Origin of the sequence: Staphylococcus caseorum (assembly GCF_049943195.1) — a bacterium.
Taxonomy (GTDB): domain Bacteria; phylum Bacillota; class Bacilli; order Staphylococcales; family Staphylococcaceae; genus Staphylococcus; species Staphylococcus equorum_A.
The window spans coordinates 426,916-453,037 of sequence record NZ_JBNFUA010000001.1 but is presented as its reverse complement, the minus strand read 5'-3'; the positions used below and the strand labels follow the sequence as shown (position 1 = coordinate 453,037).

Annotated in this window: 24 protein-coding genes; 3 read left to right on the top strand and 21 right to left on the bottom strand. The window is 33.0% G+C overall.

Annotated features, from left to right (window positions below; translation table 11 throughout):
• Positions 1–187 precede the first annotated feature (187 nt).
• The 5 genes from vraR to map all read right to left on the bottom strand — a co-directional run bounded on the left by vraR (position 188) and on the right by map (position 3,808).
• Entirely contained in the window at positions 188–817 is a 630-nt protein-coding gene (vraR, locus tag ACP3TL_RS02345) for a response regulator transcription factor VraR (RefSeq protein ID WP_002507206.1), read from the bottom strand.
• Entirely contained in the window at positions 807–1,850 is a 1,044-nt protein-coding gene (gene vraS, locus ACP3TL_RS02340) for a sensor histidine kinase VraS (RefSeq protein ID WP_046466239.1), read from the bottom strand. Before vraS ends, vraR begins: the two co-directional genes overlap by 11 nt.
• Entirely contained in the window at positions 1,847–2,548 is a 702-nt protein-coding gene (gene vraT, locus ACP3TL_RS02335; protein ID WP_046466240.1) for a cell wall-active antibiotics response protein VraT, read from the bottom strand. Before vraT ends, vraS begins: the two co-directional genes overlap by 4 nt.
• Positions 2,549–2,564: 16 nt before the next feature.
• The gene (locus tag ACP3TL_RS02330; protein ID WP_046466241.1) at positions 2,565–2,951 is read right to left on the bottom strand and encodes a hypothetical protein; all 387 of its coding nucleotides are present in this window, start codon (positions 2,949–2,951) and stop codon (positions 2,565–2,567) included.
• A gap of 104 nt (positions 2,952–3,055) precedes the next feature.
• Positions 3,056–3,808, bottom strand: a complete 753-nt coding sequence (gene map, locus ACP3TL_RS02325) for a type I methionyl aminopeptidase (protein ID WP_046466242.1) — start codon at positions 3,806–3,808, stop codon at positions 3,056–3,058.
• A gap of 179 nt (positions 3,809–3,987) precedes the next feature.
• Here map and ACP3TL_RS02320 point away from each other — a divergent pair, with 179 nt between their 5' ends.
• Entirely contained in the window at positions 3,988–4,974 is a 987-nt protein-coding gene (locus ACP3TL_RS02320; RefSeq protein WP_046466243.1) for an FUSC family protein, read from the top strand.
• Between the two features lie 112 nt (positions 4,975–5,086).
• On the opposite strand, the gene gatD is transcribed toward ACP3TL_RS02320, so the two are convergent.
• The gene (gene gatD, locus ACP3TL_RS02315; protein ID WP_046466244.1) at positions 5,087–5,812 is read right to left on the bottom strand and encodes a lipid II isoglutaminyl synthase subunit GatD; all 726 of its coding nucleotides are present in this window, start codon (positions 5,810–5,812) and stop codon (positions 5,087–5,089) included.
• Positions 5,809–7,128, bottom strand: coding sequence for a lipid II isoglutaminyl synthase subunit MurT (gene murT / locus ACP3TL_RS02310; RefSeq protein WP_277575910.1), 1,320 nt, complete (start codon positions 7,126–7,128; stop codon positions 5,809–5,811). The genes gatD and murT overlap by 4 nt, the downstream gene beginning before the upstream one ends.
• A 169-nt stretch (positions 7,129–7,297) precedes the next feature.
• Between murT and ftnA the strand changes: the two genes are divergently transcribed.
• On the top strand, positions 7,298–7,798 hold the full coding sequence (ftnA, locus tag ACP3TL_RS02305) for an H-type ferritin FtnA (protein WP_002507198.1): 501 nt from the start codon (positions 7,298–7,300) through the stop codon (positions 7,796–7,798).
• Positions 7,799–7,981: 183 nt separating this feature from the next.
• A complete protein-coding gene (locus ACP3TL_RS02300) occupies positions 7,982–8,536 on the top strand; it encodes a 3'-5' exonuclease (RefSeq protein ID WP_046466246.1) in 555 nt (184 codons plus the stop codon).
• A gap of 31 nt (positions 8,537–8,567) precedes the next feature.
• On the opposite strand, the gene dinB is transcribed toward ACP3TL_RS02300, so the two are convergent.
• From dinB to purB, 14 genes are all read right to left on the bottom strand, one after another.
• A complete protein-coding gene (gene dinB / locus ACP3TL_RS02295; protein ID WP_046466247.1) occupies positions 8,568–9,638 on the bottom strand; it encodes a DNA polymerase IV in 1,071 nt (356 codons plus the stop codon).
• A 208-nt stretch (positions 9,639–9,846) separates the two neighbouring features.
• Complete coding sequence (locus tag ACP3TL_RS02290) at positions 9,847–10,404, bottom strand: DUF3267 domain-containing protein (protein WP_046466248.1); 558 nt, start codon at positions 10,402–10,404, stop codon at positions 9,847–9,849.
• 219 nt (positions 10,405–10,623) lie between these two features.
• Positions 10,624–11,985: a 23S rRNA (uracil(1939)-C(5))-methyltransferase RlmD gene (gene rlmD, locus ACP3TL_RS02285; protein WP_046466249.1), complete on the bottom strand. Its 1,362-nt coding sequence runs from the start codon at positions 11,983–11,985 to the stop codon at positions 10,624–10,626.
• Between the two features lie 153 nt (positions 11,986–12,138).
• On the bottom strand, positions 12,139–13,056 hold the full coding sequence (locus ACP3TL_RS02280) for a diacylglycerol kinase (RefSeq protein WP_046466250.1): 918 nt from the start codon (positions 13,054–13,056) through the stop codon (positions 12,139–12,141).
• 212 nt (positions 13,057–13,268) lie between these two features.
• A complete protein-coding gene (gene gatB / locus ACP3TL_RS02275) occupies positions 13,269–14,696 on the bottom strand; it encodes an Asp-tRNA(Asn)/Glu-tRNA(Gln) amidotransferase subunit GatB (protein WP_046466251.1) in 1,428 nt (475 codons plus the stop codon).
• Positions 14,697–14,708: 12 nt separating this feature from the next.
• Positions 14,709–16,166 (bottom strand): Asp-tRNA(Asn)/Glu-tRNA(Gln) amidotransferase subunit GatA, encoded by a 1,458-nt coding sequence (gatA, locus tag ACP3TL_RS02270; protein WP_046466252.1) that lies wholly within the window; start codon positions 16,164–16,166, stop codon positions 14,709–14,711.
• 1 nt (position 16,167) lies between these two features.
• Entirely contained in the window at positions 16,168–16,470 is a 303-nt protein-coding gene (gatC, locus tag ACP3TL_RS02265) for an Asp-tRNA(Asn)/Glu-tRNA(Gln) amidotransferase subunit GatC (protein WP_046466253.1), read from the bottom strand.
• Positions 16,471–17,216: 746 nt separating this feature from the next.
• Positions 17,217–18,434: a CamS family sex pheromone protein gene (locus tag ACP3TL_RS02260; protein WP_046466254.1), complete on the bottom strand. Its 1,218-nt coding sequence runs from the start codon at positions 18,432–18,434 to the stop codon at positions 17,217–17,219.
• A gap of 12 nt (positions 18,435–18,446) precedes the next feature.
• Entirely contained in the window at positions 18,447–20,450 is a 2,004-nt protein-coding gene (gene ligA, locus ACP3TL_RS02255) for an NAD-dependent DNA ligase LigA (RefSeq protein ID WP_046466255.1), read from the bottom strand.
• A gap of 3 nt (positions 20,451–20,453) precedes the next feature.
• The gene (pcrA, locus tag ACP3TL_RS02250; protein ID WP_046466256.1) at positions 20,454–22,664 is read right to left on the bottom strand and encodes a DNA helicase PcrA; all 2,211 of its coding nucleotides are present in this window, start codon (positions 22,662–22,664) and stop codon (positions 20,454–20,456) included.
• Positions 22,661–23,353 (bottom strand): heptaprenylglyceryl phosphate synthase, encoded by a 693-nt coding sequence (pcrB, locus tag ACP3TL_RS02245; protein ID WP_277575909.1) that lies wholly within the window; start codon positions 23,351–23,353, stop codon positions 22,661–22,663. The genes pcrA and pcrB overlap by 4 nt, the downstream gene beginning before the upstream one ends.
• 137 nt (positions 23,354–23,490) lie before the next feature.
• On the bottom strand, positions 23,491–24,162 hold the full coding sequence (locus ACP3TL_RS02240; protein ID WP_046466258.1) for a M15 family metallopeptidase: 672 nt from the start codon (positions 24,160–24,162) through the stop codon (positions 23,491–23,493).
• A 193-nt stretch (positions 24,163–24,355) separates the two neighbouring features.
• Positions 24,356–24,658 carry a YerC/YecD family TrpR-related protein gene (locus ACP3TL_RS02235; RefSeq protein ID WP_046466259.1) on the bottom strand — a complete coding sequence of 101 codons (303 nt, stop codon included), beginning with the start codon at positions 24,656–24,658 and terminating at the stop codon, positions 24,356–24,358.
• Positions 24,659–24,754: 96 nt separating this feature from the next.
• The gene (purB, locus tag ACP3TL_RS02230; RefSeq protein ID WP_046466260.1) at positions 24,755–26,050 is read right to left on the bottom strand and encodes an adenylosuccinate lyase; all 1,296 of its coding nucleotides are present in this window, start codon (positions 26,048–26,050) and stop codon (positions 24,755–24,757) included.
• Between the last annotated feature and the right edge of the window lie 72 nt (positions 26,051–26,122).

Below are 26,122 nucleotides of genomic sequence, written 5' to 3'. Positions count from 1 at the left end.
AATATAAACTTAGCTAAATAGCTGATAGGTATCTAAATCATGATATCTATCAGCTATTTTTACTTCCCAATTTAAAGCTATCCTATTGAATGGCTTTATAACACGTAAAAAGGCTAAAACCGAAACGTAAATGTCTATCATCTACGTTTCGGTTTTAGCCTTTTGGAAATACTTAAAATAGAATTTATCATTGTATTAAATTATGCTGGAAAGCATAAATAACTGCTTGTGTTCTATCTTGTACTTCTAATTTACTTAATATATTACTTACATGTGTTTTTACTGTTTTAATCGTTATGTGGGATGCACTCGCAATTTCTTGGTTTGAGTAACCTTTTGCGATAAGTAATAGAATTTCCATTTCTCGTTCCGTTAACATTTCATATAATTCGGCACGTTGTTTCATTCTATTTCTCATCTTCACAAGCACTTCAGCTTCAAATACAGACTCATTTTTATACGTTTTACGAATCGCCTCGGCTATATCGCTAGCACTAGTTGTTTTCAAAATATAGCTGTCTACACCAGAATCTAAAGCACGATATACTTCATTATCTTCAATGTAACTTGTTAACATCACAACTTTAATATGAGGTAAGTCTTTTTTTATTTGCTCAGTAGCATCGACACCATCCATATCGTCCATAAGCAGGTCCATTAAGATTAAATCAGGATTTAATTGATGAGCCTTTTCAATCGCATCTTTTCCTGACTGACCTTCCCCTACAATATCAATATCTGGCTGTGTAGATAAGTAACTAGAAATTCCAATTCGAACCATTTCATGATCATCAACAAATAATACTTTAATCGTCATGTGAATCCTCCTTATTTAATGGTGCCTTTACTTCAATTCTTGTACCCGAATCTGGCAAAGAAACAATATGGAACGTCGCACCAATTTCAAGCGCACGTTCTCGCATGTTTTTTAAACCATAACTTTGTTCTACCTTATCATCAACAGTGAATCCTTTACCATTGTCTTGAATGCGTAATAATAAGTAATCTGCCATATTAAACAATTCTATTGTTACTTTGGTACCTTTTGAATGTCTCAAAGTATTAGATAAGGCTTCTTGTGTAATTCTGAACAAATGATCTTCAATACCTTTAGGTACTTCAAATTCTTCAATATCATGTACAACTTTCATAGGTACTTTTTTCTTTAAATCAACGACTAAATCCTTAATACCTTCACCTAACGATTTGTCTTTTAATCCAATAGGTCTTAAATGTAATAGTAAGGCTCTCATTTCTAACTGAGAATCTTGTACCATTTTTTCTAATAATGGTATTTGTTGATCTAAAGGTGCTTCCAATTGTGTCTCTTTAATAGCTGAAAGCATCATGCTCGCTGCAAATAATTGCTGACTTACTGAATCGTGTAACTCACGTGCAAGTCTTTGTCGTTCATCTTCTATAATCTTTTTAACTTTCACATCATTTATATTATATGATTCATTTGTTAGATTTTGCGTTTTCATACGTAATTTGTGTACTTCTTGATTTAATGGAACTAACGTTTGATATAATTCAATTGTTTCATTATATAATTCAATATTTTGGTCATTAATACCTACTGTTTGACCTTCAATAGAACGTTCTATTTGGTCTTGTAACCAGTGGTTTTGCTGATTTATTTTATATGCTAATACCGATCCTACAATAATACAGAGAAAAATAACTAATAAATTTAAAAATAATAAAACTGGTATTCCAAAAATTTGTGTATAAAACATACCTTGAAAATACACTATGTTTACAAATACTTTATCGATAAAAAATAGAGCAAAAAATGTACTATAAACTAATATCAACATGGAACCTATTGCTCTTATGTAGTGATTCATTTATAAATCACCTCAATATCGCCAATTAGCGTCGAAACATAAATGTTTACAGCATAGTTTTCTTCTTTCGTCTCTTCCACGATTTTAATGTTATTATTTTCAACTTTATAAGAAGTTTCATTAACATAAGCATTCCCATACAAGGCAGTAAAGTTTAAAATAATATTATAATTTAAAGGTACGATAATTTGAACTTTTCCTATAATATGTCGTATCACTACAGTATTGTTTTCTTTAATATTAGCAGCTTTAGACATATCGATATGAATATCACCTATGCCATGTTGCACTTGTAAGTCTTCCCATTTGTATACATATACTGGTGTACGTTGCTCACCAAACCATTTTTGTTTAATGAAGTTTGGAGACTCAATTGCTTCATCAGTAGCGACTACTTTTAATGGTTTAAATCTATAAATAATATATCTTATGATTAGCATTATTAAAAAGATAAATAAAATGATAATTGTATATTTGTTAGATAATAAAGTGAATGCAATCAGCAAAGCACCAATCCAAAATGATAAGAGTCCCCGTATTTTATGGAAATACAAATAACCTACATAGGCTAGGATACAGCCAAGTAATAACACGAGTAAGAAACCAATTTTTTCAAAGAATATATAATAGAAATTGGCAATAATCAATAATGTTGTAAAAACAATTAACATCTCAGTCGATATATATTTATGAGTCATGTTTCGCCACCTTTCTTCAAGCGACTAAACTAATGCGTTCGATTAGATCACACTCAGTTTCAATATTAGCTCTCTCTGTTGCTTGTTGTGATAAATCGGATTCAATACGAGCGTAGTCTGCTTCCATTTCATTTAATTCACATTTTATTTGCTCTATATCTTTATGTTCTATTTCTTCGGCACAATCAATGTACTCGTTATCCAACATATCAATATATTTATTTTCTAATGATAATGTCAGTCTATCAATTAAACTGCCTACATTACCCTTTCTTTCAATTAAGTATTTAATATACATTTCAACACTTCTCAATTTTTTATCAAGAAAACGTTGGTACTCCACTATGCTTGTGCGAAATGTGTGTTTTGTCATCTTTTCTAAATAAGACGTAATATAATTCATAGAATCACCTCATGATCGATTAAACTCTATTATAAAAAATATCCGGAACCATTGGTATAGGCTCCGGAACCATCTTATATTAGGACTTTAGACCGAAACACTATCTAATCTATTTTAGTAGTTAACACTGGTCCATCTTTGGTAACGATGACAGTATGCTCAATTTGAGCAACAAAACTTTTATCTTTCGTTTCAAATGCCCATTCATTTTTGCCTTCTGTCACAAATGTTGCTTTTGAAGAAATAAATGGTTCAACTGCAATCACTGTACCCTCTTTAAGCAAAGTTTTATCTTTAGGGTCATAATAGTTCATCACGTGACTTGGTGCTTCATGAAGTGATTGTCCTACGCCATGACCTGTTAAGTTTTTAATAACTGTTAAATCATTTTTACGTGCAGTAGCATGAACTGCTTTACCGATTTGACTTAACTTCCCGCCGACTTTAACTCTTGTCATAGCCGCATCAAATGCTTCTAACGCTACATCACAGACTTTTTGTTTCAATGGGTTGTCCGCTTCACCAACCACAAATGAGATGCCTGTATCAGCGTAATAGCCATTCTTCAAAGCTGAAACATCGATATTAACTAAATCACCTTCGCGTATTTTACGTTTGCCTGGAATACCATGTGCTACTTCTTCATTAACACTAATACACGTTTGTCCTGGAAATTTTTCATCATGGATTGGAGCAGAAAGTGCACCATGTTTTTCAAATAATTCTTTTGCAATATCGTCTAACTCTTTTGTTGTGATACCTGGCTTTGTTTCTGCTTGCATGGTATCTCTAATTAATGCACAAATATAACCAATTTCTTTTAAAGCTGTTAATTCTTCTTCTGTTTTTACGATCATATTATCCCGTTCCTTTTTGTAAATTATATTCCTTCTTATTATAGCAGACTTTTTTTGATATAATAAATTAGAATATTTGAACACGTATAGTTTAACATTTTGATTATATGAATAACATGGCTACTTTTGTAATTCGTGTTAATTCTCTTCTGATACATAACATGACTAGGAGTTTTTTTATGAGCAACAATTGGTATAAAGGACTAATAGGTGCACGAACGATTAAAACTGGGTTAGCTACTTTTTTAACTGCATTTTTTTGTTTGGCATTAGATTTAAATCCTATTTTCGCAATTTTAACTGCTATTGTCACAATTGAACCCACTGCAAAGGCATCATTAAAAAAAGGATATCGTAGACTTCCAGCTACGGTAATTGGCGCACTCTTTGCAGTTATTTTTACATTTATTTTTGGCGACGAATCTGCTTTTGCCTATGCTTTTAGTGCTACATTTACAATAATATTTTGTACTAAGTTAAAACTTCAAGCCGGAACCACAGTTGCTACATTAACAGCAATGGCTATGATACCCGGTATACATGACGCTTATTTTTTCAACTTTTTCTCAAGACTATTAACTGCAATTATTGGTCTGGTCACGGCTGGTTTAGTCAACTTTGTTATACTCCCACCAAAATATTATGACCAACTTGAATCTTCAATAAATAAAGTAGAGTCTAAAATGTATGGTCTCTTTCATCATCGTATGCGTCAGTTACTGTTAGGCAAATTTACTAAAGGTGCGCCTTACCAACAATTAAATATATTGTTAGATTTAAATCAAAAGGTTGAGATATTGCTTTCTTATCAAAAGGATGAGCTGAGCTATCACAAACATCACGATTCAGAATGGATACGTTTAAAATCATTAACAACACGTACACATACAAATAGATTATTTATTACGCATTTATCAAACTTAGTCTATTTACCTAAAGGCACGCATATCCAATTTACGAATGAAGAAAAAATCGCCATCTTAAGTATTGCTCAAAGTATTAATGACATATACACCACTGGATCTTTTGAGCGTCAACAACAATCTGCTTCATTATTGAAAACTTCTGTTAAAGGATTAGACGAATTTGATGATAATCAATTAAAAAGTCACCTAATTTATGAAATTCTATTAATCTATCGTATATTGGACCATCGTTTTGCGTAACACTTTGTGTAGATAAGTCATACGCATTGAAATTCAAAAGATTTTCAAAAATAAAAGAAGTGGCTGTCAGATTTCCAATAGGATTTCTAACAGCCACTTTATTTTATTAAGCTTATTTCTGTTTCTGTGTTACACGATTAACGATTACTTGTTTTGCAGCTTCTTCTTCAGTATTATTTACCTGCTTAGGCGTAAATGGTATACCTTTACGTTCACATGCTTTTTCTAGTAAGTAATCAGTCACTTCATGATTCTTAGGTAAAATAGGCCCATGTAAATAAGTCCCCAATAGGTTTTTATAATGGATACCTTCTTTAGCATCTTCATCATTATTACCATAACCATGTGTCACATTACCTAAAGTGCCATATGGATGATACGTACGACCACCATGATTTTCAAAACCAACGATTGTACCGAACGTGTCACTCTCGATAACAATATCTCCAGTTAGACGCTCTTTCTGTGACTCAGTATAGAAGTCTAAAATATTAAGTCCTTCAAGTTCAGTACCATCTGGCGTAATATATTTACTTCCTAAAAATTGATAACCACCACAAATTGTCAAACCAGGCATGCCGTCTTCAATTACTTCTTTTAATGTCGTTTTGATTTTGCTTAATTCTTTAGTAGCTAGTGCTTGTTCCCTATCACTACCGCCACCGATAAAGAAAATATCACATTGATCAAAAGTAACGCCTTCTGTTTCATTTATATCTACAACATTCAATTTAATATCACGCAATTTTGCACGTTGTTTCAACGCGATAATATTCCCAATATCACTGTATAAATTTAATTTATCAGGCATAAAATGATAAACAGTCAATTCATTCATCTAGCTTTGTCCTCCTCAAAAGAGTGATTTAATTGTTCTAACATAGGTGCTAGAGAAGTATAGTTAGGAATAGCTACTGTAAAGCTTTCCTTATAGTCCATCGTTTTTGCTGTCGCTTTATATATGTCTCTTTCTAAAATGATTGGTGCTTCTACACCTGCTAATTTTAACCTTAACTGCAATTCTTCTGCACGTAGCCCTGTAACAATAATTGCTTCGATTTGTTGTTTTACTAATTTTTCAAAATCAGCATCATAAATCCAAGAAGTATCTCTTCCATCAGCTGCATTATCATTCAATCCTAAGACATAAACTTTGCTACCTTCTAGTTGTTCTCCTATAGAAAGGCTAGCATTCATTCCGGCAGGGTTTTTGGCAAGGTTAATCATTGCTTCTTTACTGTCTTTTTTAAAGTACTGCATACGTCCATTATTCGACGTATATGTCTCAAATCCACGTTTTATACCTTCATCATTGAGTCCTAATTCTTTTAGCACTGTATAAGCTGCAATCGCATTATAAGCGTTAAAGTCTCCCGCGATTTTCATATTGAAAGTAGCAGTTCCTACATTTAAATTAATGAATGGATTTAAATTAAATTCAGACACTTCGTATTTAGTATCCTCTCGTTTAAACCCACATTCACAATGATAATGCCCAATTTGATTATATTGAATATAATCATAATGTAATAAACGACCGCAATTTGGACAATAGCGACTCTCGTTCATTGTACTTTGTTCAAATTCATGTGCATGTGCTTTCATCCCATAATATACAACTGTATCACTAGCTATCTTCAATCTACTGACAAATGGATCATCTGCATTTAACAATAACTTAATCCCTTTATTATTAATCGCATTTGCAATATTATTTACCATAATATCTATTTCCCCAAAACGGTCCATCTGATCACGGAAGAAATTAGTAACCACCATCATCGTTGGTGTTACTTCATTGAGTACTCTTGGAATCGAGCCTTCATCAATTTCAATGACTGCAATTTTTGTACTTTGTTTAATTTGCAAAATAAATGCTGAAGTAATACCTGCAGCCATATTTGCGCCTTCATTATTATGTATGATGTCGACATCATTTACTTTTAATGTATGGCCAATTAAATTTGAAGTGGTTGTTTTCCCATTTGTGCCACTTATAAAGACAATTTCATCAACTTGTGATGCTAATTTTCTTAAAATATTTTCATCCACTTTTCTAGCAACTTGACCTGGCAAGTCTGTGCCCTTTTTCCCAGCAGCTTTACTTGCTTGCTTAGCCAATTTTGCTAAGTGGGTTGCAGTCCAATGTCTCATGTACTTCCTCCTTCACTCTTCACTCAAATATTATAACATGATTAAGTTGTATTCCAAACAATTCTCAATTGAAATAACCATGTCTTTTTTCTAGATTATAATTATTATTATTTACTAATGAGAATAGATTTGCTATACTGAAAAAAAACATACATGGAGGCTATTACTTATGTTAAACAAAGAATTGTTAAATGCATTAAATGAACAAATGAATCATGAATATTTTGCAGCACATGCGTATATGGCAATGGCCGCTTTTTGCGACAAAGAATCATACGAAGGTTTTGCGAATTTCTATGTTCAACAAGCTAAAGAAGAAAGATTCCATGGTAAAAAAATATATGATTATATCAATGACCGTGGAGAACACGCTTTATTTGCAACGATTCCTGCCCCAAAATCAGATTTCTCAAGTATCTTGGAAACATTTCAAGATGGCTTAGCGCAAGAACAAGATGTTACACGTAGATTTTATAATTTATCAGATTTAGCTAATCAAGCGAAAGATTATGCTACTATTTCATTCTTGAATTGGTTCTTAGACGAACAAGTAGAAGAAGAAGCGATGTTTGAAACACACCTTGATTACCTAAAACGTATCGGTGATGACAGCAATACACTTTACCTATACGAGAAAGAATTAGCTGCACGTTCATTTGACGAAGAGTAATCTTCATATTATAACTTAAGTTTATTGTCTCAATAAAAACTCATCCCAATTTAAATCTGGGATGAGTTTTTATGTTTATTATGCGCTTGTAATTTGTCTTGTTAAAGTCTGATTAACTTGACTCTAAGCACATATTTATATAAAGTCATATCATATTCACACATGAGAAAGGAATCTTGCTTAATGAATTCTGACGCATTTATTGCCCTTGATTTTGAAACTGCTAATGGTAAACGTACAAGTATCTGTTCAGTTGGTATGGTTAAAGTTGTTAATCACCAAATTACTGAATCATTTTACACATTAGTTAATCCAAACGATTACTTTTCACAACAAAATATTGCTGTACATGGTATACAACCAGATGAGGTCTATGATGCTCCCACGTTTAAAAAAGTATACCCTTTTATGATGCAATTCATTGACGACCTACCAGTTGTCGCACATAATGCTGCTTTTGATATGAGTGTCCTGCATGAAAGTATTAAAGCTATAGGTAGTGATACGCCAAATATGAAATACTTCTGTTCATTACAACTATCAAGAAGAACAATACAGAACCATCGCTACGGCTTAAATTATATGATGCAATATTACAATTTAGATTTTCATGGTCATCATGATGCATTAAATGATGCGAAAGCTTGTGCAATGATCACATTTCGCCTTTTAAAACACTATGATGATTTAAATAGTATGCTTAATATTTATGGCAAAGATTTAAAGGATAAAGATTAATGAAGTTAGCTTCAAATTTGAACTCACTTTTTTAAATATAATCATAAATTGTCATGTTTTCATAAGATGCTTTTTCTAAATTACCTACCGTTACACCTACTAGTCTAATGGGCACATCTGGATCTTTTAATTCTGTATATAAAGTATAAGCTATATTATAAATATCCGTTTCATCTCTGACAGGATCTCTTAAGCTTCGCTGTTTCGATAATGATTCAAATTTGTGCGTCTTTATTTTTACTGTAACTGTCTTACCGGATTTTTGTAACTTAGCTAAACGTTCAGCTGTTTTATGGCTTAATTCCCATATTTTTTGTAATATTTGATCGTCATCATTCATATCCGTCGCAAAAGTACGCTCTGTACCAACTGATTTCCTTATTCTTGTTGATTTAACAGGATTATAGTCTATACCCCTCGCTTTGTTATACAGCCCATGTCCTCGTTTACCAAAAAGTCTTATTAATTCTCTTTCACTTTGTTCGTATAAATCTTTACCATTGTATATTGCGTTATCATGCATTTTCTGTTTGGAAGCTTTACCTACACCAGGGAAATCGCCTATATCTAATCCCATTAATATCTCGTGTACATTATGATAATCAATTACTGTTAACCCATTTGGCTTATTCATTCCACTCGCTAATTTAGCTAAAAATTTATTATAAGATACACCAGCAGAAGAAGTCAGTTGTGTTGCTTCAAAAATATCTTTACGTATATATTGAGCAATGCTTGATGCAGGTAAATCTGCTCTAACTAAATGTGTAATGTCTAAATAAGCTTCATCTAATGACAAGGGTTCTACAACATCAGTATAACTCTTAAATATCTTCATAATCTTTTCTGAAGCTGCTTTATACGCTTCGAATCTTGGCGTAACATAAAAACCATTTGGACATAACTTATGTGCTTGTGCAGTGGGCATTGCAGAATGTACACCATATTTTCTAGCTTCGTATGAGGCTGTTGAAACTACGCCCCTACCGCTTGCTTTACCACCTACAATCACAGGCTTCCCTTTTAACTTTGGATTATCTCTCATTTCTACTTGCGCAAAAAAATAGTCCATATCGATATGGATAATACGTCTTTCTGACAATGCACTCACCTCCTTCATCGTCTGGATACAATGATTAATATTAGTTTAATCTTAACTTTTAAAATATGTATTTTCTTATAATTTGCTCAAGTAACAAAAAAAGAGCCAGTTATCTCTTATCAGAACAAACGACTGCTGAACACAATCATCAACATCTCTCTGTAAGTAAATAACTAACTCAGATTAAAATTTATAAATTCAATTATGTTTATTTCACTTCTGTCTGAGCCTGTAATTGTGTCACTGGACTCTCTGAATAAAATATTATACCTTCTTCTGTATCTTCAATATATTGCACTTTAGTATTAAATGCGCCTGTTAAGAAATACATGTCCATTACACAATATCCAATATGAAGACTCGCTATAAATATCATAGATGAATATGCAAAAAATGAGAATAATATAATCAACACTGTTGTAATAACGACTAAGGGAGCTAACATGATAGTGATGTATTGCCATTTTTTAAAATATACATTTGGCATATGGGTAGTAATTAAACCTTGGCGGATCTGGAAAGTAGGTTTATTGCCTTTTGACAACAAACGGAACATTATATTATGAATAAATTCATGTAAGAAATAAACAACTGCAAATCCTAATATACCGTATACTAAATTTAATATAATATTTTGTTCTATAATGTGTGTAAATGAATAAGCAAATTTATAAGATAATAATATACTAACCATCACTATTGTAAATTGAAAAAGTATAAAACCTTCTAGCATTTTCTTGCTAGAGAACAAATCAATCTTGAACATGTGTCAACCCTCCGTGTCATCGTCATCGCTATTACCTAGACTATACAACGATTGTAACCACTAATGATGGGCTTTTCAAGTAAGTTAGTTGCTTGTAATTGAATTTTAACAAACTTACTTGTTCTGCAATATTTTGCAATAATTAGTAAACAACTTATTAATTAAATTCACACAAATCCAATATTCACGTTAAGCTACCTAAATATAAAATATTATAATTTAGCGTCTTTCAAATTGTGCTACTGTTTCAACATGCGTGGTATGTGGAAACATATCTACTGGTGTAATTTGTGTTAATTTATATTGTTGTGCTAATTGTTGTGCATCACGTTGTTGCGTTGATGGATTGCAAGAAATATAGACAATCTTTCTTGGGTTCAATTCTAAAAGTGTTTCCAAGAAAGTTTCGTCACAGCCTTTTCTAGGTGGGTCAACCATTACTACATCTGGTTTAATGCCTTGTGCTTTCCATTTTAGAATAACCTCTTCAGCTTTACCACAGACAAAAGTAGTATTTTCGAACTGGTTTAAGGTCGCATTTTGCTTTGCGTCTGCAATCGCTTCTGGGACAATTTCAACACCATAGACATGTTGCGCTTTCGGTGCCATGTATAATCCAATTGTACCTATACCACAATAAGTATCTAGTATTGTTTCTTCACCTTTAAGTTCAGCATATTCAATTGCACGTTGATATAATTTTTCAGTTTGAATAGAATTGATTTGATAAAAAGATTGATCACTGATTTTGAATGTTACATCTGAAAGTGTATCTTGAATTTCATCTTTACCATATAGCGTATATGACGTTTCACCCATAATGACATTCGAATGTGTATCATTCACGTTATGTTTGACGCTCACGATTTCTGGAAATGCTGCTACTAATTTTTCTGTAAGCACATCACTTTGTTTAAATTTCTTGCCGTTTGTAACAAATACAACCATCAGTTCTCTAGAATGGTGTCCTGTTCTAATTACGACATGACGCATAAGTCCTTGTTTTTTACGTTCATTATATATACTGATATTTAATTCATTGAACCATAATTTGAGTTGATTCAGCACATCTTGATGCATATTGTCTTGTATTAAACATTCATCCATATCTATAATGTCATGACTTCTTTGACGATAGAATCCTGTAATCACTTTATTTTCATTGTTCTTACCAACTGGGACTTGAGATTTATTACGATAAAACCAAGGATTATCCATACCAATCGTATCGTGAATAATTGTGTCCTTAAAATCTCCTTTACGGTGGAACAAATTGACAACTTGCTCTTTTTTCATATTCAATTGCGCTTGATAAGTCATATGTTGTAGCTGACAGCCACCACATTTATGGTAATAAACACATGGTGGTTCTACACGTTCTTCACTCTCTTTTTTAATTTCAATTAGCTTACCTATTGCAAAATTTTTCTTAACTTTTATCACTTTGAATTCTATTGTTTCATTAATCAATGCATTTGGTACAAATATAGGATAGCGATCTAATTTAACAACACCATGTCCTTCATGTGTTAAATCTATAACTTTTCCTTCTACAACCTCATTTTTTTGAATTGTATCCATGACTTCACCCCACACTAAAAGAGGTTAGGATATTTGATGTCTTTACCTAACCTCTCAGTTTATTCTGTATCTTTAATTTTTTCGACTATTCATTTTAACTTGAAACACTTAAGTTCTTCAAATTGATTTTGTAATATTATACGAAACCTACTTTTATTGTTCAACTATTTCATCATTATTAATATCACTTGGCGTAAATACTTCGATATGTTGTTTTAAATTCAAGAAATTGCCTGGTAATTTACCACCATATTCACCATCTACGTTTAACTGCATATCTACAAATGATGATACGCTAATGGATTTGGCTTTCTTATAATGTATCTTAGGATGCTTAGTATGTTCTCCTCTAGAAGCTAGGGTCATTATATGTCCTAATTCAGCAAGGTTTGCTTTTTCAACGATAATCAATGTAAAATAACCATCATCTAACTTAGCATCTGGCACTAATTTTTCAAAACCAGCCATAGAATTCGTTAAACCTAATAAGAACAATAATGCTTCCCCTTGAAAAACTTCATTGTCATATTCCACACGAATATCGACAGCTTTCATTTGGGGTAACATTTCAAAACCTTTTATATAATAGGCAAACGGTCCAACGATGGATTTCAATTTACTTGGCGTCTCATAAGAAACTTGTGTTAATTGACCACCGGCAGCTAAATTTATGAAATAACGACTATTCATCTTGCCTATATCAACCCGTGTTGTATGGCCTTCTATAATCACATCAATTGCACTCATAATGTCATTTGGCAAATGTAGTGCACGTCCAAAATCATTTACTGTCCCCATAGGTATAATGCCTATATTAGGTCTGTTCGGCTGCTCTGCAATACCATTTATGACTTCATTAAGCGTACCGTCACCACCGGCAGCAATTAATACATCATAGTTTTGTTCTAAACTGCGTTCTGCTTCTGAAGTTGCGTCTCCAACTTTTTCAGTTGCATATGCACTTGTCTCAAACCCTGCTTTTTCTAATTTAATTAAAACATCTGGCAAGGTACGTTTAAACAATTCTTTTCCAGATGTTGGATTATAAATGATTCTAGCTCGTTTTCTCATATTTTATCCCTCGACTTCTTATACTCAATGTCTATATTATATGATTTAGATAAATGATAAAAGTATTTAGGCCAAATTTTACAGAATATATATAATATCGTATAAATAGTAAAAGAACCTGTAGACAAAAACGTTCTACAGGTTCTGCTATATCTATTATTGTAATGCGTTATCTAATCATCACATTACACTAAAATCCAACGCATTTTTAATTATCTTTTATCTAATTCTTGTTTTAACAATTGATTTACTAATTGAGGATTGGCTTGGCCTTTTGAAGCTTTCATAATTTGACCAACTAAGAAGCCCATAGCTTTACCTTTACCATTTTTGTAATCTTCAACTGATTGTTCATTATTGTCTAACGCTTCGTTTACAAATTTTAAAAGTGTAGCTTCATCAGAAATTTGAACTAGGCCTTTATCTTCCATAATTTGTTTCGCATCCCCACCATTTTCAGCGAGTTCTGGGAACACTTTTTTAGCGATTTTACTGCTCATTGTGCCATCTTCAATTAATTTAATCATTCCAGCTAAGTTTTCAGGTGTTAATTTTGTATCTAATAAATCAATTTGGTTTTTATTAAGATACTCATTCACGCCGCCCATTAACCAGTTAGAAGTTAATTTAGCATCTGCACCTTCAGCAATAGCACTTTCAAAGAAATCAGACATTTCTTTTGTAAGTGTTAATACATGCGCATCATAAGCAGGTAAGCCGAAGTTGTTCACATATTTTTCTTTTCTTTCATCTGGTAATTCTGGGATTGTTTGACGTACACGCTCTTTCCAATCTTCATCCACATATAAAGGTACGATGTCTGGTTCTGGGAAGTAACGGTAGTCATCAGAGCCTTCTTTAACACGCATTAAAATTGTTTTACCAGTTGACTCATCATATCTACGTGTTTCCTGTAGGATTTCTCCACCATTTAATAGTTCTTCTTCTTGACGTTTTTCTTCATATTCAAGACCTTTACGTACAAAACTAAATGAGTTTAAGTTTTTCAACTCTGCTTTTGTACCAAACTCTTCTTGGCCATATGGACGTAATGAGATGTTAGCGTCACAACGTAGTGAGCCTTCTTCCATCTTACAGTCAGAAACACCAGTATATTGAATAATAGAACGTAGTTTTTCTAAGTATGCATATGCTTCTTCTGGTGAACGAATGTCTGGTTCAGAAACAATTTCAATCAATGGTGTACCTTGTCTGTTTAAATCTACTAAAGAGTATCCATCTTTATGCGTTGATTTACCAGCATCTTCTTCCATGTGAAGACGTGTAATGCCGATACGTTTTGTCTTACCATCAACTTCAATATCAATATAACCATTTTCACCAATAGGCTGATCAAATTGTGAAATTTGATATGCTTTTGGATTATCTGGATAGAAATAGTTTTTACGGTCAAATTTAGATTCTGTTGCAATATCCATATTGATTGCCATTGAAGCTCTCATAGCCCAATCAACAGCGCGTCTATTTACAACTGGTAACACACCAGGATATGCAAGATCAATTACGCTTGTGTTTGAGTTAGGTTTTGCTCCAAAATGTGCTGGTGATGCAGAGAACATTTTAGATTCTGTTTTTAACTCAACATGGACTTCTAGTCCAATAACTGTTTCAAAATACATGATTTCCACTCCTTATAATTTTTCGTATTCATTATGAAAATTGAATTTTGTTTCATATTGGTAAGCGACACGATATAACGTCTTCTCATCAAATGGTTTTCCAATAAATTGTAAACCAATTGGACGTCCGTTTGATTTACCACAAGGAACAGAAATACCTGGTAATCCAGCTAAGTTTACTGGTGTTGTTAATAAATCATTCGCATACATTGTAAGCGGATCATCAATTTCTTCACCTATGTTAAACGCTGGTGTTGGTGTCGTTGGTCCTACAATAACATCGTAGTTTTCAAATATGCGGTCAAAATCATTTTTAATCAATGTTCTTACTTTTTGTGATTTTTTATAAAATGCATCATAATAACCAGAACTCAATGCAAAAGTACCTAAGAAGATACGACGTTTAACTTCGTCACCAAAACCTTCACTTCTAGACATTTTGTATAATTCTTCTAATGAGTTCGCTTCAGGTGAATGGTAACCATATCTAATACCATCAAAACGAGATAAGTTTGATGAAGCTTCTGATGAAGCAATAACGTAATAAGAAGGGATACCATATTTAGTGTTTGGTAATGATACTTCTTCAACTGTTGCACCTAATTCTTTTAGTGTTTCAACAGCTTGTTTAACAGAAGCTTTAACATCTTCTGATACACCTTCACCAAGGTATTCTGTTGGTAACGCAACTTTAAGACCTTGAATATCTTTACCGATATCAGTAGTGAAATCTGAATCTTCAACTGGCGCACTTGTAGAGTCATTTTCATCTAAACCAGTAATTGTTTCTAATACTAAGGCATTATCTTTAACATTACGTGTAAGTGGTCCGATTTGGTCTAATGATGATGCAAACGCAACTAATCCAAAACGTGATACGCGACCATATGTAGGTTTCATGCCTACGATACCACAGTAAGCCGCTGGTTGACGAATTGAACCACCAGTATCAGTACCTAAACTGAAAGGAACTAAACCTGCTGCTACAGCTGCTGCTGAACCACCTGATGACCCTCCAGGTACTGCAGTATGATCAAATGGGTTAACCGTCTTTTTAAAGTATGAAGTTTCAGTTGAACCACCCATAGCGAATTCATCTAAGTTGAGTTTACCAATAAGTACTGCTTGTTCATTTCGTAATTTATTCATTACTGTTGATTCATAAATAGGTACAAATCCTTCTAACATTTTACTTGCGCAAGTTGTTTCAACGCCTTCAGTAATAATGTTGTCTTTAATACCCATAGGAATACCAAAAAGTTTACCTTCCATTTGGTCTTTAGCTTGTAATTCATCTAATTCCTGAGCTTGTTTAACTGCATTTTCTTTATCTAATGCAAGAAACGATTTGATTGTTGGATCAGTTTCTTCGATTGCATCATAAATATCATTCACAATTTGTGAAGGCTTAATTTCTTTGTTTTTTATTAAGTTGATCAAATTTTCCACAGATTCATAACGGATGGTCATCTTAAGCGTCCTCCTCATTCATGATAGATGGGACTTTAAATTGTCCATCTTCCGTCTCTTTAGCATTTTTTAATGCAAGCTCTTGAGGAATACCCTCGTCTGCTTTGTCTTCACGTAATACATTTTGTAAATCTAATACGTGATATGTTGGTTCTACTTCACTTGTATCTGCTGTATCTATATGATTAGCAAAGTTTAAAATACTTTCTAATGTTTCTTGCATCTCTGCAGTTGCATCTTCAGTAATTTCAAGTCTAGCTAAATTTGCTATATGCTCTACTTCTTCACGTGTAACTTTAGCCATTAAATAAAAGCCTCCTTTTTACTCATTCATTACAAAATTGTACCAAAATTCCGCCCAAAAATCTAAGCTTTTCGATAATAACAGTAAATTATAGTGATTTATTTTTATACTTTTCCAAAAAATATATGTTTTCACAACCCTTTTATAGCTAGGTTTTCAAGATGTGGATAAGTATTCATCACTTTTATATGTATAATAATTCTATTATTTCTATGAATATAGAATATACTCCAAAAAAATGTAAGCGTTTAACACTTAGTATCTATAGAGTAAAGTCATAAAATTACTTAACATTTATCTCGACGCTATTATGAATCCTCTTGTATAACCATTCATGTTCGAAAAAACACAAGCATGCACGTTCAAAATCGAAAAATTTTAAAATAAAACAGAGCGGGATAGAAATCAAATTTTAAACATTCTTTGTTAGTGACTAGTATCACAGTTCCAATGATATTATCTATTGAGTCAGATTATAATTCTAATACATAAGCTATCGCGTTTTAAAAATATGTTAAAGTAAATTCGCTATACTAAAGTTTTTTGTATAAATTCATGTAATAAACCGATTTTGTAAAGGGCTGACGCCTAGGGGTATAGTGTGAGCGAGAGACTACAGGCTCGAGCCATACCCCAGGCAAGCATGCACTTTCAAAATCGGAAAATTTTAAAACAAAAAAGAGCGGGATAGAAATCAAATTTTAAATTTGATTTCGTATTCCCACCCTTACAAGGCTGACTAAAAATTAGTTGTTGTTTTTATAAATATGAACTTGCGGTTCTTTATCTTCTTTTGTTTTACTAATTAGTGCTTTAGGGTTATTCCCATCTTTAATGTGAATTTCATACTCATCTATATCATCGAAATATTTTCTTGCTTGTTCAGTGACATATTGTGTAATACCTATGGTTTCAGCTTTACCATAATAATCAATTGGTACATCTACAGATAATTGCTTAGCTTCTTTATTATCGAATTTAACAGTACCTACTGCTTGAGTGAAATTATTAAAATATGTTTGGAGATTATCATTAAACTGTTTGAAATCAGAGTTTAAACTTTCATCTAATTCTGCAGCTTCTCCAGATGGTAATAAAGCAGTTTTCTGTTGAATATCTTTCCATTCATTAATACGTGTTTTATCACCTTCAACTGTTGTACCAGCGATAAACTCACCAGGTATAATAGAGTTTTCTCCGGACTGTTTATAAACAGCAAAATGAATTGGAATATCTTTCAGTTCTTTATTTTCACGTAATCTAGTAAGTATTTCTTCAGACATTTTTTTACCTTGTTTTTTAATTTCTTTGTCATCTAATTTCTTACTATAGGTCTCTCCATCTTTTTCCTTTTGGTAATAATATGTACTGTTCATCGCTAAACCAATCGTCATACCTTTAATTTTTTTACCTTTTGTATCTCCACTATTATAAAAATCTTGTTCTAAAATATTAGAAAGATATGCTGGTGAATTTTCTGCAATTTTCTCAGGATCAGTTTCACCATTATGAGATGGATTTAATCCTAAATTCTCATTTGCTTTTTTCTCTTTACGTTCGTCTTCATCCATATCATCGATTTCATCTTTAGTATATTTAGGTCCTAAATATGCGTTAATTGTATCTTTATCTAGATATTGGCCATCTTGATATAAATAATCTTCAGTTGGAAAGACTTCTTTACTTAAATCTAATAGACCACTCTCGAAATCTTCACCGTTATAACTATTTGCCATGTTTTCTTGTAATACACCGCGTGCTTTACTTTCTTTAAATGGTAATATTGTTCTGTAATTGTTTCCTGATACATTTTTATCTGTTGCTATATCTTTTACAGAACCAGAATCTTGTTGCTGCTGTTGTTGTTCATTTTCATTAGATTGTTCTTTGCTTTTCTCATCATCATTGCCACATGCTGATAATAAAAAAACTGCTGAGATGAATAGTATAACCTTCCGTTTCATGCATTATCTCCTCTATCCCTCGATTTCATTTTGCTTCTGAACAAAGTCTTCTTCTGACCATATTGCTGTACCAAATTTTTCAGCTTTTGTTAATTTAGAGCCTGCATCCTCGCCAGCGATGACTAAGTCTGTACTTTTAGTTACACTGCTCGTAACTTTTGCACCTTGAAGTTCTAACCATTTTGAAGCTTCGTTTCTAGTCATTTGATACAACTTACCAGTAAGTACAATTGTCTTGCCTTTAAAGTCTGGATGGCCTTCCAAATCACTTGTCTTTATGCCTTTATATGTCATATTAACATTTTTTTCTTTTAATTTATTAATAAGTGCACGAATATCTTCATTTTCTAAATACGTAACTACAGATTGAGCTACTTTGTGTCCGATGTCATGAATACCAACAAAATCTTCTTCAGTTACTTCGAATAATTTATCCATTGTGCCATATTTTTCAGCTATAACTTGGCTTGCCTTTACGCCAAGATGTCTGATACCTAAACCAAACAATAACTGTTCTAACGAATTGTTTTTAGACACTTCAATGGCATTGATTAAATTATCTACTTTTTTCTCTCCCATGCGGTCAAGTGGTAACAAATCTTCTTTTGTTAAGTAGAAAATATCTGCAATGTCTTTTATCTTTTCATTATCATAAAGTTGTTGAATGATTTTTGTACCTAAACCGTCGATATTCATTGCTTGTCTAGAAACAAAATGAATCATGCCTTCTACAAGTTGTGCTTGGCACTTAGGATTGATACAACGTAAAGCAACTTCGCCCTCTATGCGTACTAATTCATGTTCACAACTTGGGCAATGTGTTGGCATATGATAAACTTCCGCGTTATCTGGACGTCTATCTAATACACTTTTAATGACTTCAGGTATAATATCCCCTGCTTTTTTAATTACTACACTGTCGCCAATTCTAATATCTTTGTCGTGAATCAAATCTTCGTTATGTAAAGAAGCGCGAGAAACAGTAGTCCCAGCAACTTTAACTGGTTCAAGAATAGCTGTAGGTGTGACTACACCTGTTCTACCTATACTTAATTCAATATCTAATAAATCTGTAATCACTTCTTCTGCTGGGAATTTATACGCAATCGCCCAACGTGGTGATTTTTGAGTGAAACCAAGCTCCTCTTGGTGCTCTACCATATTCACTTTAATTACAATACCATCAATATCATAAGGTAATGCTTCTCTTTTTTCAGTCCACTGTTCAATATATGCAATCACATCATCAATTGTTTGTACACGTTGACGTTCTTGGTTCGTTTTAAAGCCTAACTCATCTAATTCATCTAATGCTTCACTTTGTGTATTCGCATTAAATTGAGTAAAGTCATTAACACTATAAAGAAAAACACTTAGTTTACGTTTAGCTGCAAGCTTTGAATCTAATTGTCTAAGTGAACCTGCAGCAGCATTTCGTGGATTCGCAAACGCTTGTTCATCATTCTTAGCTTTTGCTTCATTTAAATTAAAAAATGATTGTCTAGGCATATACGCTTCGCCACGAACTTCAAATGTTCTAGCTTCCTTGATTTTCAAAGGAATCGCATGAATTGTTTTTAAATTTTCCGTAATATCCTCACCTGTAGTACCATCTCCACGTGTTAATCCTTGTACAAATCGGCCATTTACATATTTCAAAGATACTGCCAAGCCATCTATTTTCAATTCACACATGTATTCTACGTCACCGATACGTTCACGTATACGTTGATCGAATTTTCTTAAGTCTTCTTCATTAAACGCGTTGCCTAAACTGAGCATCGGGGTATTGTGTCTTACCTTCTCGAAAGTTGATTGGGCAGAACCGCCGACTCTTACTGTTGGAGAATCAGACGTTCGATATTCTGGGTGAGTCTCTTCAATGTCTATTAACTCATGCAACAACTTATCGTATTCACTGTCTGGCACTGATGGGTTATCTTGAACGTAGTACTCATAACTATAGCGATTTAAGCGTTGATGCAATTCGTCGACGCGTGATTGTAAATCAGCCACATTTTATTCCCCCTTTTTCTCAATTGGCGCAAATTGTGCAAGTAAGCGTTTCGGTCCTTCTGATTTAAAAATGATATCTAGTTCTACAGAACCATTTTTTTCTTTTACATTACTAACCATGCCTTCGCCCCATGATTTATGAACAACTTTGTCTCCAACTTTCCAATCGGAAGACACTTGTGCTTTTTTAGTAGCTGTAGCACGTTGGCTATAACCTCTTTTAGCTGGTTCTTTTGTTGCTGAACGGAAGCTATTGCCTTGTGTTTTAGCTTTTGCTTTAGATTTAGTTTCATTTTCCAATAGATCTTCAGGTATTTCTCTTAAAAATCTAGAAGCCATATTGGATTGTGGTCGTCCAAATAACATTCTTGATGTCGCATGTGTTAAATATAATGTTTCTTCAGCACGTGTGATAGCTACATAACAAATACGTCGCTCTTCTTGCATCTCATGTTCATCATCGCTCTTAATTGCTCTAATGTGTGGGAATAAAGACTCTTCCATGCCCATGATAAATACAATCGGAAATTCTAGACCTTTAGCAGAGTGCATTGTCATCAATGTGATACCATCTTCAATTTGTGCTTCATCTATGTCTGCAACTAACGATAAATCCGTTAAGAAGTTAATTAATGACTGTTCTTCTAATGGTGTATTCTCTTCATAATCTTTTGGAACAGACATAAACTCATCGATATTTTCAAGTCTACTTCTAGATTCTAACGTTTGTTCACGTTCTAACATCTCACGATAACCTGATTTAACTAGCACTTCTTCAACAATTTCAGTGATTTCAAGAAATTCTTGTTGTTTGATAAGGTTTTGCATCACATCATAAAAGTTAATACATTCTTGCGTTACTTTTTTAGATAATCCAATAAAGTCTACTTCAGCTAATGCATCAAACATACTCAAATCATTTTGTATTGCATAAGTTTGAATTTTATCTACAGAAGTTGGTCCAATACCACGTTTTGGAATATTTATTACACGACGCAAGCTAATATCATCATTACTGTTAGCAATGATACGTACATAACTTAATAAATCTTTAATTTCTTTTCTATCATAGAATTTTTGACCGCCAACCATTGTATAAGGGAGGTTTGATTTCATAAACGTTTCTTCAAGTACACGTGACTGTGCGTTCGTACGATATAAAATAGCCATATCTTTATATTTCTTTCCATTACGCTGATGTTTCATAATTTCGCGTACAACATATTCCGCTTCATCTCGTTCAGTTGTTGCTTCATAATAATGGATTTTATCGCCGTCTGTATTGCCCGTCCATAACCCTTTTGGTTTACGCTCTGAATTATTTTTAATCACTTCATTAGCCGCATTCAAAATATTTTTTGTAGAACGATAGTTTTGCTCTAGGAAAACCGTTTTTGCTTCTGGATAATCTTCTTCAAAAGAAAGGATATTTTGTATATCTGCGCCACGCCATCCGTAAATAGATTGATCTGAGTCACCTACAACGCAAAGGTTTTTAAATTTATTTGCAAGGAGTTTAACTAATGTATATTGCGCTTTATTCGTATCTTGGTACTCATCCACATGAATATACTGAAATTTATTTTGATAATAATCTAATACTTCTGGCACACGTTCAAATAGACGTATTGTAACCATAATCAAATCATCAAAATCTAGTGCTTCGTTTCTTGATAGTTGACGTTGATAACCTTTATAAACAGTAGCAACCATTTGTGCATGATAATCATTTGCTTCTTTTTGTGCATCTTCCGGCGTTTTTAATTCGTTTTTTAAATTACTAATAGCGCCTATAAACATTCTAGGTTCAAACTTTTTGCTATCAATATTTTCATTTTTCAATACATCTTTAATCACAGATTTTTGGTCAGTTGGATCAATAATTGTAAAATTGCGTTCTATGCCAATTCTATCTGCATCTCTTCGAAGGATTCTCACACACATAGAGTGGAATGTAGACATCCATAGCACTTGAGCTTGTTCCCCAACTAGGGTCTCAACACGTGCTTTCATCTCTTTAGCAGCTTTATTTGTAAATGTGATGGCTAATACGTTATATGGAGACACGTCTTTCTCATCAAGCAAGTAAGCTATACGATGTGTTAAGACACGTGTTTTGCCTGAACCTGCACCTGCCATTATAAGTAATGGCCCCTCTGTTGTACGTACTGCTTGGCTTTGTTCCTCATTCATCTTATTAACTAATGCGTTCATTTATGTGACTCCTTTATCTCAACTGTTTTTAATGCTTTTTCTATATCTTTATATATAATGTCTCCAACTATAATAGTGTCTGCGATTGAAGCCATTTGTTTTGCCTCGTTATAATCACTAATACCACCACCATAAAATAGTTGTGTATCTGTTAATTGATCTGCTGCTGTTTTTACTATTTCTACTTCTCCATATGTACCACTATATTCTATATACATAACTGGTAATTTGTACATATCATTAATCATTAATGCATAAGCTTCAATATCTTCATCCGTTAAGTTTGTATTTGCTTGCGTCACTTTCGCAACTTTACTATCAGGATTAAGTACGACATAACCTTCAAATATGACTTCATCAAAATCAATTATTTGTCCGAATGACTTGAGTGCATCTAACAACATGCCATTATGATATTTAACATCTGAACTGTTTAACACTGTAGGCACGAAATAAAAGTCAAAACCAAGCATTACGCTATCTACATTTGAAATTTCCAATGCTATCGGTAATGAATATTGCATTAAGCGTTGCTTTAAATGAAAAACATTATCTTCAGTAACATCATCTGTTCCGCCTATGATAATTGCGTCTGTGTTAGATAAACAAATTGCCTCTAATTCTTCGTCAGATATTAACTTTGCAGGGTCTAATTTAAAAATATGTTTCCACTTTTTAATGTCATGCATGATATGTTACTCCTTTTTTAAACATACATATGATTATATCATTTTTAGTCTGTGAGTTCTAAAATGATGTCGAAAAAAACCACCCCAATATTTCTGAGATGATTTTTACAATTTAGTTTCCTTTTTACGGTAATGATTTAATTCAACTGGTAATAACTTTCTAAGTTTGTATCTTGGTTGTCTATAATTTTAGCTAATTCAGATCCTACATATCGCAAATGCCATGCCTCATATGCATAGCCTGTTTGATTTGATTGCCCTTTAGGATACCTAATAATAAAACCATATTTAGAAGCGTTTTGAGCTAACCAGTGCGCTTCTTTCGTATGTTCAAAATCGTCGTGGAAATCTTCAAGTGGTCTTTGTGTACCTACATCAAATGCTAACCCTGTTTGATGTTCTGAATGGCCCGGTTTAGCAGTATATTGTTTTGCAACTTTTTCCCCATCATTTTCAACATATGATTTCACTACTTTTTGTTGATCTTCATAACTTCTATAGCCACTAATATAGTTTAAATCTAGTTCTTTTTGTTCAGCTTTATCTAGCATTTCATTTAACTTACGTCTGGCTTTCTTATTTTCGCCAGGTTTATAATGTTTCGGTAATTGGTATGTTTTGTTGACAATGACATGCCCATTCACTTTCGTCACGCCTTGACTTTCAACAATAATAGGTAATGCATTTTTAGGTTCGACGATATCTGAATGCACAGGTTGTTGATGATTAGAAGTTATTATAAAAGACATTCGTATGACAATACTGATAAATAATAAAGTCGCAATTACAATTATCCACTTCTTAAACACAATTATCTCCCCTCCAACATGTGTACATATAATAATATTTTCACAAAATACATATAACAATGATGCAGTTGATATGTCTCAATTACCATTCTATCACTTTACAAAACATAAAGAAGCTGCCGACAAAGTATCATACTCTATCGACAGCTAGGATTAACTTAATGTGTTAACCTTACTTCTTATATAAAATTATCTAATCAGCCGTTTCAATATTCATGCGGTCTAGAATCATAGTATAAGCATCATTACCCCATTGCAACGATCTTTTCACACGAGAAATTGTTGCAGTCGATGCACCAGATTCTTGTTCAATTGTCGCATAAGTGAAACCTTGTTTAATCATTTTTGCGACTTGTAATCGTTGTGACAATGACTGTATTTCATTAACAGTACATAAATCATCAAAGAATTCATAACATTCTTCTCTATTTTCAAGTGTCAAAACTGCATCGAACAATTCATCTAATGCTTTTCCTCTTAATTTTTCTATTTGCATTCAAAACAACCCCTGTATCTTTCAATTTAATCTCAGTTTAACGTACTAATACATTAAAGTGTAACGATTTCCCTTGAAAAATTCAATTATTCCTGGTTATTCTAAACCAGCTCTTTCAAAAATAGTGTCAACTTGGTTTAAATGGTGTTTTGGATCGAAACATTCATCTAAGTCTGCTTCAGATAATAATGTTGTAATTGAACTGTCTTGTTCAATTAAAGTTCTAAATGGTGTTTTAGTTTCCCACGACTCCATAGCCTTAGGTTGTACTTTATCATATGCTTCTTCACGTGCCAAACCTTTATTAATTAACGCTAACAATACACGTTGTGAGTAAATTAAACCAAATGTTTTATCAATATTTTCAAGCATATTATCTTCAAATACTGTCAGTCTATCAACAATATTTGTAAAACGACTCAAACCGTAATCTAATGCAATCGTGACATCTGGAAGCATAATACGTTCAGCTGAAGAATGAGAAATATCTCGTTCATGCCATAATGGCACATTTTCATAAGCTGTTGTTACATAACCTCTTATTACACGTGCAATACCTGTAATATTTTCAGAACCAATTGGGTTACGTTTGTGTGGCATTGCTGATGAACCTTTTTGTCCTTTAGCAAATGCTTCTTCTACTTCACGTGTCTCAGTTTTTTGTAAATTACGTATTTCCACGGCAAATTTCTCCATTGAAGTACCGATAAGCGCAAGTGTCGCAATATAATAAGCATGACGATCACGTTGTAGCGTTTGCGTTGATACCGGAGCTGCATCTAGACCTAAATTTTCACACACATGTGCTTCTATTTCAGGTGGTATGTTAGCAAAAGTACCTACTGCACCACTCATTTTTCCAACTTCAATTTCTTCTCTTACACGTTTAAAACGTTCTAAATTACGTTGCATTTCTGTATACCAAAGCGCCATTTTAACGCCAAATGTTGTTGGCTCAGCATGCACGCCATGTGTACGACCCATCATTAATGTATATTTGTAATCTTTTGCTTTTTTCGCTAATACTTCAATAAATCTTTCTAAATCTTTTTCAATAATGTCGTTTGCCTGTTTAATCACATAACTTAACGCAGTATCTACTACATCAGTTGAAGTTAAACCATAATGAACCCACTTACGTTCTTCACCAAGTGTTTCAGAAACTTGTCTTGTAAATGCGACTACATCATGACGTGTTTCTTGTTCAATTTCCTGTGCACGTTCAACATCAACCTTGGCGTTTTCACGTATTTTTTTGACGTCTGCCTCAGGTATATCACCTAGTTTACTCCAAGCTTCACAAGCAAGTATCTCTACTTCCAACCAAGCTTCATAGCGATTTTGATCAGTCCAAATATTAGACATTTCTTCTCTAGAATAGCGTTCAATCATTGAAATTAGCTCCTATCTTACATAAGTTTTAGTTCACAAACCTCAAAACATGTACATTTAAGTTCATTTCCA